The following is a 15,278-nucleotide window of genomic DNA, read 5'->3' on the forward strand; positions in this document are numbered from 1 at the left end:
GAACATTATATTGTTATGTTTAAAATAGTTTCATATATTTGAAATGAATCGTGAAATATTGGACAAATTCCATAAATTTTGTTAAGGTCTTAACAATATCATGCAAATGTATGAATTTTTTCATAATTCTACGGAAATCATTTCTCTGTGGTTTTGTCATCTAATTTTTATCTTGATTTAAGGGGTATTTCGTTCATGTGAACCTAAGATTGGGTTTGAAAATAGTCAAATACTGATTTCATAAGATGGGATTCATTGCGTGAGGTTTTCTGAATAATCTTGTGATGTTTCTCCATTTCAACGTAGCTAATGATCAGATCATAATCAACACAGTGTGTGTCACTTACAAACTCTTGCTCACTAATTTCAGAGAAGACTCCTTGAATTTTAATGAGTCGCAACAGTTGATTGAGTTCTTGTGTGTTTAGATTCCCATCATCACTCGATGATTTCTTCACAACCAACACTTTCTTGTGCGATAGGAGTGCTTGTTCCCCACCCTGTGTTATGAACCAGTAAAACAGTAATTCACGATAATAGGTAAAGGGAATACAGGTGACTTGCGTGCAAATCATCAATAAGGCTTCAAAATGTTCAGTAAACTCTGCATTCATCATTTGATAGTCTTGGTAAAAATCCTTGAGAACAAATGAACATCCATTCATATCAAAGGGAAAGATAGCGATCAGTTGATGTCCATATTGGATCAGGTTTTGGAGGCTTTGAAGGGGATCGCATTCGAATGATCGCATTACAATCCCCGTCTTAAGTTCATAGTATGAAATCACTGTATCTGTGATTGAAGTGATGTTTACAGGTTGTTTTTGTGTCATTTTCTTCATAAGGTTGAGTGCACTGTGCATCTGTTCAAATCGTGCATCTGGGACAACCTTTAGGATTTCATTAACATCTTCAAGCTCAAGTGAGATATGGGTTTCATAAGCACCTTTTAATGCAGTATTCTTCTTATTAAGACCGTGTGATTCTCTCACCAAACAGATCCATAAGAAAGCACAAAGCGAGCGACGTTCCCAGTCTTTATCAAATTCAAACAATGCGACGTGAATGTCGTTTTTCTTTATCACTGAATACAGCGGATTGATTTTCTCAAAGAGGGCTTTATTTTCTGTGTTGTAGCTTGCGATATAATAAAACATCACTGAATACAGCAATGTTTCATCTTCACAGTCTAGATGATAACCATCATGAACGATGGTTTTGATGCCATAAACACCTAACTCTTCGTTAAGTTTCTTAATTTGCTTGTAAAAGTTTACGGTACTGATGGCAAGCTGATAACTGTAATCACTTGCAGATAAGCCAGGACTTGTAAATAACAAAAAGAGAATCTTGTAAAACAAAGATTCGGATAAAATTGTATCATAACAGGCTTGGCGTTGGTTAAGTGATAATGTTTCATGGCGGTAGTTCAGATTATAATCCTTCAAATACTTTCGAACTGTAAGTTCGGAGACATTAATTGCCGCCGATAGTGTTTCAATAGAAGGTGTTGTTTTCGCATAATAAAGTGTGTCAATTAGTTTGAGTTTTCGAGAAATGTGATTCTCAATATAACAAGTCATAGTCTGTTCCTCATCAAAAAAATATGATATAAATTCATTTTATGAATGAATAAATGAATTATATAGACTAAAATGCACTAAAACAACCGACTCTGTTTCATGGTTTTGAAACGAGATCGGGATATTTTTGTGGCAATCCCAAACTTATTGATCATCTTTCGTGTTAATGGACTTCATAATCCCTTCCACAATCAGGATACTATTACTAAATGGTTTATAGATGATATTTGAATCATCTTCAATGTTAAGCGTTGCATCACTCAGAATTAAATCATAACGATCAATTTTAGTGTCTGTATTGAAACGCTTGATTGGCATTAAATCAATTACGGGTTCAATTTTCATAATACGCAACACGGTTTCTAAATCTTGTTGGCAAAAATCGAGGTGTTTCTCATTGTATCGGCTGATAAATAAGATTCGTTTTCGGGGTACAAATAGATAATCCCCAATGCTTATAACGATCCAATAAAAGAGCATTTCTTGATAAAGCATCAGATCTAAGCCCATCACCTCGGTTGCAATCTGTAAGAATGTATTGAACCGATTGATCACATCCACATTGATAATGCGATACTCATTCATAAAGTCACGCATGGTTATCGAACTTCCCTTTGTATCAAATGGATAGTATTTCGAGAGGTTTTTCACCACTGAGAAAATATCGATCAGTGTATCAATCATGAGTTGTCGTTTTTCAACTTGAAAGGTTTGTTGGATTTCAAGTTCATAGCGTTCTAAAAGTTCAACGATTTGTTCAGAACTGATACTTTGAGGTGCGTCAGTAAGCACTTCTTTGTATTCAATAAGTGCTTCGAGAATGCTTTTGTATGTGGCACTGGTTAGCACAGTACGAATTCGATTCACATCCGGTGTGGAAACGTTGATTGGACTTTTCATAATTTGCTCTTGGGTAATCTCAATCTCAGTCTTCTTATTGGATTGTCGGATGATAAAGATTGCGAGAATTGATGCCATATACGACCGTTCCCATGAGTCAACTCGATTAAAGTGACTGACTCCCAAATTGTTCTTTTTCAAAATATCTTGGAAGTAATGAACATTCTCTACAATAATTGGACTGTTTTCCGTACTTGTAGAAACAAAGCTAAAAAATACGAAGAAACGAAATGCACGTTCGTCATCAGCGATAATATGATACCCATCGTTGACAATAATGCGTGCGCCATATACCTTCAACCGATTGTTTAGAAGGTTCACCTGTTTATAGAAGTTTGCACGGCTGATTGACAGTGTGTCACTGTAATACTCTGCCTGTCTTCCTGGATTCATAAATAGCATGCGTAAAACTTTTGAAATTAAAGAGTCATTGACGATTGATTCATAAAGATCCATCCGTCGATCTCGGTCAAATACTCGGATAATGGAACCATTATCCGCTAATAAGTTAAATTGTGTTAAATCACTTTTTATCGTTGATTCCGATACATCAAGGTATTTCGCAAGTTCCCCAATACTTGGTGCTTCTTTTGAAAAGTATACCGTATCAATCAATTGCAATTTTCTTTGAATATGTCTTTCGATTAATTGTTTCATTTTTTTCCACCCACAGTCATTTTTTGTATCATCGATCTTCAACAATCATTACACCAAAAGATGCAGCGTGTGAATTGTTGAATTCGTGTATTCAATTTTATAAGTGTCCTCAATATCGATAAATTTTTTTATTGGACATTGAAAATACTTATTGAAATTATCAAAAAATCTTTACATTTCCATTATAACCGTTCTGAAAATTAGCATTTATTATGATTTTTAGGTCTACTCACCAATTTTTTATAACATTTTATTAATATGACAATTTTTGTTGTTTTTTTTACTCCACAATAATGATTTCACCCCACGTTTCATGCTTACTTTTTGTATCACGCCCCAGTTCACCATTTATGTTTGATCCAGTCATATAGATTGTTCCAGTTTCACTTACGATTGCAGTTATATTCGTACTGGTATCTGCAGCGATGATTCTCATGTCATCTGCACTACATACACCTATTGAATTTGATGGTATACACAATGAATAAGGGAAATGAACGTTTGATACAAATCCTAATTGATAGTTTGTGCTCTTTCCAAATGCAAATGCTGTTTTATCGGATGTTAAGCCAACAGTGGTATATTCCCCTAATACAATTGATGAAATCTGTGCATTTTGATTCACAGTTGTTTGTACCTTATACGGTGCATTCATATCACTTCGACCCGATCCATTACCTAATTGTCCTTGATCATCCAATCCCCATGTATAAAGGTCACCTTGCTTGGTCAAGATCGCAACATGTGCGCTTCCTCCTTTAATCATGTGGATATCCTGTACATTAATATCTTCAGGAAGTGATGATGTTATATTGGTTGGTTTTGAATATTGAACGGTTTGGTTGGATAAAAAAGCCCACTGTGCTCCAGTTCCCCATGCGTACAGTTGTTGATCTGTAGAAATCGCAAACCCATAACCCCATCCTTGAGTGATGTATTGAATGGTTGCATTGTTTGGAAATGTCATTTTAGTTGGTGAATATAAGCTCATGGTATTCCCAACTCCCGTTGCATAGGAAGCACCTCGACCCCAAACATAAACCTCTCCCATATCATTAAGTGCAAGTGCTGTGTGTTGTGCTGCATGCATTTGGGTAATTGTTTCACCCATTAATATCGGTGTTGGCGCGAGATTGTCTGGGTGTAAATAGTCATTTCCTTGAACACCATAGGCATCAGCACCCCATATATAAAGCTGACCTTGATCTGAAAGGGCCATGGCATAATTACTCCCCGCTTCAATGTCAACGATGTTAACATCACCAAGACTCTCAATGTGACGTGGTTTTAGAATATCTTCACTGTTTGAACCCTGTCCCAGCTGACCACTGTTATTTTTACCCCATGAATACACCTGTCCATGAGTTGTTAAAGCGAGGGATGAATGTTCCATGAGTGCCACATCTTTAAACGCGACTAAGATTAGATCAAGGCATACTTCTTGTGCATCTAGAAACGAATCATCGCTTACGTTATAACATATATTATACGTTCCTGGTTTTTTGGGTGAATACCCAAGAGAAGTGTAAACCATGAGTTTTTGTCTCAGACGCGCTTCAGTATCCCTATTATCACTTACACTCACAAGATCCTTTAAATCAAGGGTTTCATTCACAAAGCGAACGACGGGATTTTGTGGGGCATGAATGACTGGAGGTTCGCCATCTGTCACATAGACAATGCGTTTTACGGTTGTTTGAAAGTCTGGGTCAGTCGGCGTATATTTCATAGCAGTCCACCCAATCTTTTGATTATTCACAATTCCAGACACTTGATAAGCTTCTGTTTCATACCATTCGTTTCTCACTTTTGCACCATACTCAGTATAAGGTTCACCGATGGTGAGGTATAATGGATTATCTCCAATGAACTCAATTGTAATATTTCGTTTGAGATAGGGATTGGGTTTAATTGAACCCCCTTGCGTTAGGTGAGTATTCCAATTTTGCGCACTATTTTTTCCATTTACATCGACAATTATCCCTACGTTTAAGGCAGTGTTTAAGACGATACTTCGAACCGTGTGAATATCATGAAACGCATCGCTCATGACAAGCTTATAAGTGTAGGTTTTTGAACTTCCTGGGTGCGATGAAGCACTTAAAGTCTCACCTTTCACAATCGGAATGTGCACCCCTGAGTGTGTTGGTTGATTGTCAGCGACTTGGAGTGCCTGGGTATCATTGCCTTGATTGAGTTGATCGATGATCTCGGATGATGGCATTGTTGATGGGTATAGAAAGAAGATATTTGACACGTGTTTTGCTTCTTTTGAATCCAGTGCAAGTGTTAAGGTCCCATCGACATTGACATCAAAAGGCGATTGATTCGTTACATTAAAACGGATATGAACAACTTGATTTTGCATTGGTGATACATCAAATGCATCTCCTTCTTGATAGTTCCACGATACAACTCCATTGTCTTCAATTCCAATTTGGAAATCCTCAAGTGAAACATCGATGTGTGAAGTTTCAACGTTCAAGTGCATTTGTTCTTTGTCGCTTAAATAGCTCATCACATCATCTATAAAAAATGACGCAAGAAAATAAACGACTGATAATATAACGATAGAATAGAGCGTTTTTCGCATCATGATATCACTCCTTTGTATTACGCTTATGAACAATAAGGCCAATGCATACGATACTGATTGGGACACACACCACCAAGAGAAAGCCCATGGGTTGTGATAACAGGTTAATGATTGGAACACTCAGCGTTGTGTAAAAGACAGCCTTTCCAATAAGGTGTTCAAAAAGTACTAGGTCGCTGTCTATAAACTCATTGAAGTCCCCTTTTGTAATGAATCCTTCGTCAGTGATGTCAATTACACGATGAAATACAAAATTGTCAAAGATTGGACTGTAAAATGCAATCGGGTCGTTGATTGCAACTTCCTCATGGGATGTTTGTTTTACGATTACCAGTGTATTTACAGGGTAAGTGGGTTCCATCGAACCTGTTGTGATAATAAAGGGTTTATACCCAAATAGATAAGACACCTCGCCATCTGGTTTGTTTCGTGTTATAACCAAAATATATCCTAAAAAGAGGATTGAACTGATTAAAAGTAGATTGCTGATCACATTTCGCTTGTTCATAGTTACACCTTTTTCTTTTTGATCGAAGACTTTTATAAAAACCCCTCACATAAACACAAGATAAAAGAAGCGCAGTTTAAAAAACTTGTGGATAAGTAGAGATTATTACCATACAAATCGCGCGCTTTAGAAGGATAAGTTTCGTATTATAAAGATCCCCACCTATTACACTTTCATTATATTTTTCACTCTTTTTTTATACAACCTTGTTTTTTTCATAATCGTGAAGGCCATAGTTTTCATTTATACCAAGGCATAAAAAAACGCTGATTATGATGGATTCACAATTAGCGTTTAGTTGCATTAATAAAGTCAAAGATTCGGCCAATATCAGTCCCGACAAAATAATCACTCACGGTTATCATCGGAACATCAAGCTGATAGGGAAAACTGAGGGTTGTGATAATGCCATTGCATGATAAGGTCTTGCAAAAGGCATCAAGTTCTTGTTTATCGGGTATTTTAAATTCCACTTTACCATTATAGATATAAAAACTATGGCGTGGAAAGTATATTTCCAATTGACGTTTGAGTGATTGTGCGTGTTCAAAACTGGTGCCACTGTATACAACGAGGTTTAAATGACGTGGTTCATAGGTGATCGGATACAGCATATCCAATACGTAAATTATCCCAGCAATGACCTGTAAGTAGTTGTCAGTGAAGTTTTCTAGAATGCGCGTAAACTGGTACTCTGCATCATAATAACGTGCTGGATTAACTTTACTGTAGTTTTTCACAAAGAGATTAACAACTTGAACTCGTGTGTCAAATTTTTCAAATATCTGAGTGTCCATATATAAGATTGAAGCAATGACTGCCATAATCTTATCGGTATCATTTACAGGAATTCGATATCCTAACATTGAAAAGGTCGATAAGAAAATATCTTCGTAAGGTTCCAAACGCTTGCCCATCTGAAGAATGACCTTAATATATTGGGAAACCATCGCATTAATATCTGCTTGTAATGTTTGTGGTTTCTTCGATTTTACCATAAAGAAATTTTGGTTAAACCGAAGGACCGAAATGTATTCAATATAATCAATAAATCGAGAAATAATCGTGTAATCCGTCGTATACTTCGCAATATCCTCAGTATATTCTATATGTGGTTTATAGATTCTAAAACTGTGTTCAAATTGATGATAGAATACAGCACAGAAGTATCGAATGTCAAACTCATTTCCTGTAATGCTGACACGTTTACTTCGAATGTATAAACTCAGACCATGGCTTTCAAGACTGCGCTTTAAATCGTTTAATAGATTACGTGTTACTTGATGGCTTAATTCAAGTGCTGATGAATAGAACTCAACTGAGTTGTAAGGTACTTCAATCACCATCTTTAGAAGTCTTGTTATGGGTTCGTTCACAAAGATTTGTTCCGTCACATATTGGATGTTTCCAATTGATGTGTTTTGTGAAATCAAACTCGTATGTGATATATCAAGATGCAACAAGTGATTCCAGTGTTCAACCAAATAATTTATATCGTTATAAACTGTACGTTCTGTGCATTGATTCATAATTGCAATGTCACGAATTGAAATTGAACGATCATTGTCTAATAATAGCTCTAAGATCTTTATCAGACGGTACACAGACTTTTTATACTCAATAATCACAAAATCACCTTCTCCCCATTAATAAGAAACTTACTTATTCTATTATCCCTTAAAAGCGTCGAAATTGCTTGATACTTTTTTAGATAATCTGACATAATAATATATAGAATTTCAACTTTATTATCACTCATTTTTTTAATTTAGACACTTCTAATGCTTAGCCCATTTTTTATAGGGTTTAATTTAGTTAATACACTGACCCAGTCATATTAGTTGAATATTCAACTATTATGGTCTAAAGTGTAAGTGTAAAGAAAGAAGGACACACGATGAACCCTTTAATGAATACGATGCCAGTCTTAGGCGATGTTGGATTAAGAGTACAAGATCTCAACCGATCACTTGATTATTATACGCGAATTCTTGGATTAACACTCATTGAAAAAACAGAAACCAGTGCCAGTCTTGGTGTGAATCAGACCCCTATCATTCATCTTCGTGCAAATGCTTCGTGGAATCACCCCAGCAAACCCTATACAGGTTTGTATCACATTGCGATTTTGCTTCCTGATGAAGCGGACTTAGGTCAAATTTTGTATCATTTTGCCCGTGAAGGCTATCAAATTGATGGTGCGGGGGATCACTTATACTCACAAGCATTGTACATGCACGATCCCGATGGGAATGGGATCGAAATTTATGCGGATAGACCCATGGATACCTGGAATGTCCACGATGATGGGACCGTTGAAACGGATACTCAACCAGTCAACTTACAACGCCTTGTTGATATGGTTCATGTGGAATCATGGGATGGACTTCCCGACGGGACAATCTTGGGACATATGCACCTTGAAGTCAAGGACCTAAAAGCACATGAAGCGTTTTATGTAAACCTTTTGGGCTACGACATCAAAACGGTTTGGGGAAATACCGCTTTATTTATCTCAAAGAATGGGTATCACCATCACATTGGCGCAAACACATGGGAACGCCCTGTTGACACGTTACCAGATGATGTAACTGGACTTGATTATATGACTTTATATGTGGATGACCTCAATCACCTTGAAGAAACACTGGATGGTGTCAAGCGTATTGATGATCAAAGCATCACAGTTCGTGATCCAAATGGTATCACACTGATTCTAAAACAGTACTAAAAAAACGCGATTGTCGGTTTAAAGATAATCGCGTTTTTGCATAATATAAAGGGCAAAGGATGTGAGTCCTAAACTTATGATAAAAATTAAAATAAGGGCATATGAGTGATTTTGAAATGGTAAATCAACATTCATGCCATAAAAACTCGTCACTAATGTTGGAATGGATATGACCAAGGTAATGACAGCCAAACGTTTCATCACAATGTTTAGCTTATTTGAATACAATGCGTTTGAAACATCGAGGATTACGTCAATGATCTCTGATAACATGGAGATGTTTTGATCGATCTGTTTCATTTCTATTAAGATGTTCACCGTATCGCATTGTGATGGTTGGGACCAAAGTTGTTTTGGTTTATGGTCTTGTATATAATCGACCACTTCTTTTATCGCAGTAACTGCCTGTTGGTACAAAATGAGATGGCGTTTCATCAGAATCAATTGGTCCACTTGCATCTTAGTAATGCCATTTCCCATTGTTTCTTGAAACGCTTCAGATTCAAGATGTATTTTTTGAATCAGTGATTCATAGTGTTCTAAGGTCGTGAATACGAGATCTGTGAAATTAAGTGTTTCAAGATTTTCAATCTCGATTGATTCATGGGTATAAATCGTGAGTTCATTTTGAGATTGCTTAATGCATATCGGTTGAACACTGTTTTCATCAAAAGGATAACTCATAATAATATAGGATTCATCATCCAAATCACGAATGTTTGCGAGTGCATTGTGATTCCCTAAATATTTCTTAACATAAAGGGGTAAGTCTAAATCGTTGTAATCGGAGTATACAATTTGTTTCATAAATTTCACCATCACTTTATCCTATTATATAGCACTTATATCCCAAACATCAATTGTTCTTATCGTCTGAATGAAAAGAACCACACTGTGGTTCTTTTTGATTAGAATCCTGTTTCTAAATAAGCGATCCCTAAGCGAATGGTACTTTCAATCGCTTCTGTATGGGTTCTTTCATAGCTGTGTGATGCGTCAACACCTGGTCCAATGAGTCCAACGCGAACATCGTGTCCAGCCCGTTGTGCAGCCGATCCATCCGATCCATAGAATGGGTAAATATCCACTTTATAAGGAATATCATGGGCTTTACATAAAGCAATCAAGCGTTTTTTCATGCCGTAGTCATAAGGACCTGTACTGTCTTTTGCACAGATTGTTACGGAGTACTCATCACTTGTTTGACCACTTCCAGGTGCAGACATGTCAAGTGCCAAAAGTTCAACGGTATCGCTTGGAATTCGTGAGGATGCACCATGACCCACTTCTTCATAATTAGAAATAAAGAAATGTGTTGTGTGTTTTGGTTTTGTGTTAGTGGAAGTAAAGTGTTTCGCAATTTCAAAACAAGCAATCACGCAGGCTTTATCATCCAAATGGCGGGATTTAATAAATCCTGAAGGTGTCACAGTGGTGCGCGGGTCAAGGTGTACAAAATCCCCCACTTCAATCCCTAAGTCTAGGACATCTTGCTTTGTAAATACTTTTTCATCGATACGTACACGTAAAGATTGTTCATTGCGCTCTGTGCTGTTTGTTTTTGAACCATGCACATGGGACGAGGCAACATTTGTAATGATTTGGCCACTGTAAAAGACACCATCCACTGTTTCGATAGAAACATGTTCACCTTCAATGGTTGTCCATGCATACCCACCAATTTGAGAGAGTTTTAAATAACCATCTGACGTGATTTCTTTGACCACACATCCAAGGGTATCGATGTGTGCAGACAGTGTCAGCGCTTCTTGGGTATTTTCTCCTTCAAGTGTGGCAATGAGTGCTCCTTTATGCGTCAGTTGGGTTACAAGACCCAATTCATCAAATCGAGCCTTTACAGCCCTTATTGCTTCTTCAGAGTGTCCTGTCGGGCTTTTGGTATTGAGTAGTGTTACTAAGTCATTGATATATGCTTTCATACGCGCTCCTTTTTGTTTCCCCACTAAAGTCTTCCTTATAAGTATCTCACTTTGAAACAAACGATGTCAATGCACTTTTTTTAGGGTTTTGAGTAAATCTTAAGGGGCTTCATGTCAATGGTAAAGAAAAAGCATCAAATGATGCTTTAACATGATAAGTAGCCACATGGATTGCGTCTGACGCCATTCACAATGATTTCAAAGTGCAAGTGAGGTCCAGTTGTGATGCCCGTCATTCCGACATACCCAATTTGTTCACCTTGTAGAACTGTTTGTCCGACTCTAAAGTATCCCGGTGAATCAAGATGGGCATACAATGTCTTATAGCCATTGTTGTGGTTGATGACCACATAATATCCATAACCACTTTGGTAGGTATTGGTTTCGACGACGCCTCGATCTGAAGCATAGATTGGACCATACCCTCTGTTTGATCGCGATTGAATATCAATCCCTTGATGCCCAGCATAACATCCCCAACCACATGATATTTTTGAGTTAATCATTGGCATTCTGAAGTTACCCGTTCCGACGCGTGGTTCTACATAAGTCCCCACGTAAATGACTTCACGTACAGGTTCTACAGTCGTCTTAGAACTGAGTCGTTTTGAACTTACCGCAATATCGTTTTCATAAACATCTTCATATAAGACATCTTCTGAACCCAATTTACCCGCTTGAGAAACACGGGTTAACCCTTCTCTAAGTGAAGGATCTTCAATATAGAGTGTGCTTTCTGGGTAGAGTGTTTCTGATGTTAAACGTTGTTGGGTAACACGTACGGTAAGTGGCGAATTAATGCGCGTAACTTCGAGTTGTGTTCCTGGTTTCAAGACCTGATTGATGCTCTTTAGTTGGTCTGAGTTAATTGATAGTAATTGTTGCGATGACATTTGATTTAGCCATGCGATTCCTTCAATGGTATCAAATTCTTCAACCGTATACGATTTTGATTCAAAATCATACCCAAAACTTAAGAAGTTAAGAATTTCTTTCTCATTGGTTTTGATGTCATCAAGTGGTGCATATCCTTCAGAAAACACCAAGGATTCTAACACTTCAAATCCGACGGTTTTTGTACCATAGTCGTTGAGATTTGGAACCGTTTCACCACTAGCAAGAATGCTTAATTCCTCACCCGATACATACCCTGAAATAAAGGTGTTTCGAGCATTTTCAAAATCTTCTAGATTCTTACAATAAATCACCGCACCATTGGAAAACTCAATCTTGTTTGCTTTAATTGATAATAGATTGTTTTCAGATAAGTACCCAACGATTTGTTGATCAATGTTCTCATACACGTTATAACTTTTATGCTCAACGGTATAGATGTCATCTGAGTAATTCAATTGACTGTTTGGAAAATGTGCTTCAAAATCCGCTGTATAAATCTCATTTAGATACGCATTGATTTGAGATTCATCCGTAATAATTCCAACGAGTTGATTCTTGTGGTAAAGCTGTGTCGCAACATATGGATTTGATAATTGCGAGATTACATCTTGACTAAATACAGATTCTGAACTGCGTTGAATCCCATACATTGAATTTAATGTGTCCTTGTCACGCTTATTGACCTCAGTCATCACGCCAAGGATTACACTAAACCCTAATATGCCGATCATCAACAAAATCCGTTTGCCTTTTTCTGAGCTTAATTTTTCTTTAATGTGTATCACCCCTATTCATGGTAATCATTTTGCAAATGTTTTGCATGTATAGTTTCGCATAGTTAAATATTGAATGTCAACGTTATGTGTGAAGGTCCACAAAACTTCACACAGATTTAACGTAAAGGGAAAAATTTGTTTCGTGTTCACGAAGAAAATTTACGTATTTCAACCTTTATTGTGTTTTTTATGTGAAATGTGAGATAAAAAAAAGCCAGCAGTGCTGACTTAATTTTGGATATTAAACTTTACTTGGGGTTTTCACTCGCAACACTATTTCTTGGGGTGAGGTAATCTTGCTCTAGCCTCTGTCTTTAAAGAAGTTTGGGGATTTCTGTTGTAAACTGATTATCTTAGACCAGCAGAATAAAAAATCACTTTACTTTATGCACAATTAAGTGCTGTATTAAAGTGATTTTTTTTGTATTATTAGTTTAACGAGGTTAATAAAATGGTAGAAACCCCAAGTTTCCAGACCTAAGTTTCTACCAATCCAATACCTCCTATAAAGGAGTAAGAATATGATAACAGTTTTCTCAAACACATTCAATAATAAACAGTTTTCTCAAAAGGAATATTACAAATTTCTCAATTCAATTAATCCAAAAACAATACCTTGTCCGTGCTGTTCAAAAACAGATACACTGATTCGTTATGGATACTATCCGAAAACCATAATTACTGGGCGATTAACCATTGTCGTAGAAATCGCACGTTTCTTTTGTAATCAATGTAAGAGAACTCATGCAATAATACCAAGTAACTTACTTCCCTATTTTCAACTGTCTGTACCCACAATTGAAATAATATTAACCCATGAACTTGATAGCACGCTTTTAACTGATATTGATGAATCAACATATATTCGGATAAAAATACGTTTTAACGATTATGAATCGGTGAGACATTTAAGTTATTTGGAACGATTGAATTACTTCATATTATCCACAAAACGGAATATCTATCATTCCGCCATTACTTCACCAACATGAGAAAAATAGTTTTAACTCCTCAGATTGAATATAATGAAGATGGTTATTTAAATAACAGACAATCATTTTTATATTTAGGAGCAAGATACATAATGAAACCTTATCAAAATAGTCAAAGAGAGGCAGGGTTTCTATGAACGCTAATGCCACTCTTTTAAGTAACGAAAAAATTCTTGAATTATTTAACTTAGAACACCATCAAGTCCAGAAGATTGATATCAAAGGTCAAAGTGACGCATTGAATGTGTACATTACGCTTCAGGTAGAGGAACAAACATGCCCAATTTGTGAAAGCAAAACATCCACAATCAAAGATTATTCTGAAAAGAAGCTTCTCCACTCACTGGTAACACATATACCCTGTTACATTCGTTACCGTGCACGACGTTATAAATGCACAACGTGTAATAAATGCTTTTTTGAACACAATCCATTTGCGTATCGAAATATGAAGATTACTCAGCTGACCGTATATAATGTCCTGAATGATCTTAAATCGCCACATGAAACGTTTACCACAGTTGCCAATAGATATCGGTTATCTCCCACTACAGTATCATCTATTTTCGATTCCCACGTTTCTGTCTCCAGACAAAAACTACCCGCTTATCTGCTTATTGATGAATGTTATGCGTACCACAGTGATCGCAGTGATTATGTATGCGTTCTTATTGATGCAATGACAAAGAATATCGTAGATATATTACCGTCCCGTAAGAAACAAGACTTAGTCGCGTATTTTAGCCAAATCCCCCTTGAAGAACGCAAAGGAGTCTTAGGTATTGGAATCGACATGTGGTATAGCTATAGAGTCGTCGCAAAACAATTCCTTCCAAACGCGTTTATCAGTGTTGATCGTTTTCATGTTTATAGTGATTTAATGAAACGTATCGACTCTATTAGGGTAGACACTATGAAGAAACTAAAACCTCCTAAGAACTGGAAGCAAACAGAAGATAAAGTCAAAAGACAAGAATATTATAAGCGTGACCAGCAATACTATCTGCTTAAAAAGTTCAACTGGTTACTCTATAAAAACCCCAAAGCAACAACCACAGTTAAAGATAAGAAATACAATATATTTGATCCAAATGTACCGAAACAACGCAATAAGAAATTGGGAAAGTTTCTAAACCTTTACGACATAATAGACCTAATTCTTCAAACGAGCAATGGCCTTGAAGATGCATATAACATGAAGTTCTTACTCGATCAATTCTTCAATGAATCAAAAGCTGAGAATGCACACGAGAATCTGAACACACTCATCAGAGTGATGGCTCAGAGTAGAGTTGCATCAATCGTTGATTTTAGCCGAACTTTAGGAAAGTGGAAAAATGAAATTGTCGCAACTTTCAATAAAGTAGAAAAATGCACAAAGGTCACAAATAAGAAAACAGGAGAAACCCATTATGAAGTTTCCATAACACACATAAACAGTGCGTTGATTGAGAATCGAAATCGCATAATCAAGCAAATAAAAAACAATGCAAGTGGCTATCGTAATTGGGAGCGGTTTAGGAATCGTGTGTTGTATGTGCTTAATGAAGACGCAACATATCGAATTAACCCAATAATTAAAACAACCTATGACAAAGGACTCTCTTAAGAAATGACTCATTATTGATATACTATAACAAAAAGAGGGAAGCTATAGTCATGTGCGACTACGCTTCCCTTTGGTCTTTAACAAACTTG

Annotated in this window: 11 protein-coding genes; 3 read left to right on the forward strand and 8 right to left on the reverse strand. The window is 36.6% G+C overall.

What is annotated here, in order from left to right; translation table 11 throughout:
- Positions 1 to 203 precede the first annotated feature (203 nt).
- The 5 genes from AOC36_RS07105 to AOC36_RS07125 all read right to left on the reverse strand — a co-directional run bounded on the left by AOC36_RS07105 (position 204) and on the right by AOC36_RS07125 (position 7,872).
- Positions 204 to 1,583 (reverse strand): helix-turn-helix domain-containing protein, encoded by a 1,380-nt coding sequence (locus tag AOC36_RS07105; RefSeq protein WP_067632840.1) that lies wholly within the window; start codon positions 1,581 to 1,583, stop codon positions 204 to 206.
- 144 nt (positions 1,584 to 1,727) lie between these two features.
- Positions 1,728 to 3,140, reverse strand: a complete 1,413-nt coding sequence (locus tag AOC36_RS07110; protein WP_067632842.1) for a helix-turn-helix domain-containing protein — start codon at positions 3,138 to 3,140, stop codon at positions 1,728 to 1,730.
- A gap of 280 nt (positions 3,141 to 3,420) precedes the next feature.
- Complete coding sequence (locus AOC36_RS07115; RefSeq protein ID WP_067632844.1) at positions 3,421 to 5,736, reverse strand: immunoglobulin-like domain-containing protein; 2,316 nt, start codon at positions 5,734 to 5,736, stop codon at positions 3,421 to 3,423.
- A 4-nt stretch (positions 5,737 to 5,740) separates the two neighbouring features.
- Entirely contained in the window at positions 5,741 to 6,244 is a 504-nt protein-coding gene (locus AOC36_RS07120; RefSeq protein ID WP_067632846.1) for a signal peptidase I, read from the reverse strand.
- A gap of 287 nt (positions 6,245 to 6,531) precedes the next feature.
- The gene (locus tag AOC36_RS07125; protein WP_067632848.1) at positions 6,532 to 7,872 is read right to left on the reverse strand and encodes a helix-turn-helix domain-containing protein; all 1,341 of its coding nucleotides are present in this window, start codon (positions 7,870 to 7,872) and stop codon (positions 6,532 to 6,534) included.
- 269 nt (positions 7,873 to 8,141) lie between these two features.
- On the opposite strand from AOC36_RS07125, the gene AOC36_RS07130 reads away from it, so the two are divergent.
- Positions 8,142 to 8,975 carry a VOC family protein gene (locus AOC36_RS07130; protein WP_067632850.1) on the forward strand — a complete coding sequence of 278 codons (834 nt, stop codon included), beginning with the start codon at positions 8,142 to 8,144 and terminating at the stop codon, positions 8,973 to 8,975.
- An 18-nt stretch (positions 8,976 to 8,993) separates the two neighbouring features.
- On the opposite strand, the gene AOC36_RS07135 is transcribed toward AOC36_RS07130, so the two are convergent.
- From AOC36_RS07135 to AOC36_RS07145, 3 genes are all read right to left on the reverse strand, one after another.
- A complete protein-coding gene (locus AOC36_RS07135; RefSeq protein WP_157777160.1) occupies positions 8,994 to 9,782 on the reverse strand; it encodes a CorA family divalent cation transporter in 789 nt (262 codons plus the stop codon).
- A gap of 101 nt (positions 9,783 to 9,883) precedes the next feature.
- Positions 9,884 to 10,915 (reverse strand): M42 family metallopeptidase, encoded by a 1,032-nt coding sequence (locus AOC36_RS07140; protein ID WP_067634590.1) that lies wholly within the window; start codon positions 10,913 to 10,915, stop codon positions 9,884 to 9,886.
- A gap of 146 nt (positions 10,916 to 11,061) precedes the next feature.
- On the reverse strand, positions 11,062 to 12,597 hold the full coding sequence (locus AOC36_RS07145; protein WP_157777161.1) for a peptidoglycan DD-metalloendopeptidase family protein: 1,536 nt from the start codon (positions 12,595 to 12,597) through the stop codon (positions 11,062 to 11,064).
- Between the two features lie 512 nt (positions 12,598 to 13,109).
- On the opposite strand from AOC36_RS07145, the gene AOC36_RS07150 reads away from it, so the two are divergent.
- Both AOC36_RS07150 and AOC36_RS07155 read left to right on the forward strand, forming a co-directional pair.
- Positions 13,110 to 13,580, forward strand: a complete 471-nt coding sequence (locus tag AOC36_RS07150) for a DUF6431 domain-containing protein (protein WP_067629969.1) — start codon at positions 13,110 to 13,112, stop codon at positions 13,578 to 13,580.
- 133 nt (positions 13,581 to 13,713) lie between these two features.
- Complete coding sequence (locus AOC36_RS07155; RefSeq protein ID WP_067629964.1) at positions 13,714 to 15,189, forward strand: ISL3 family transposase; 1,476 nt, start codon at positions 13,714 to 13,716, stop codon at positions 15,187 to 15,189.
- Positions 15,190 to 15,278 lie beyond the last annotated feature (89 nt).

It is taken from the genome of Erysipelothrix larvae (assembly GCF_001545095.1).
GTDB lineage: Bacteria > Bacillota_I > Bacilli_A > Erysipelotrichales > Erysipelotrichaceae > Erysipelothrix > Erysipelothrix larvae.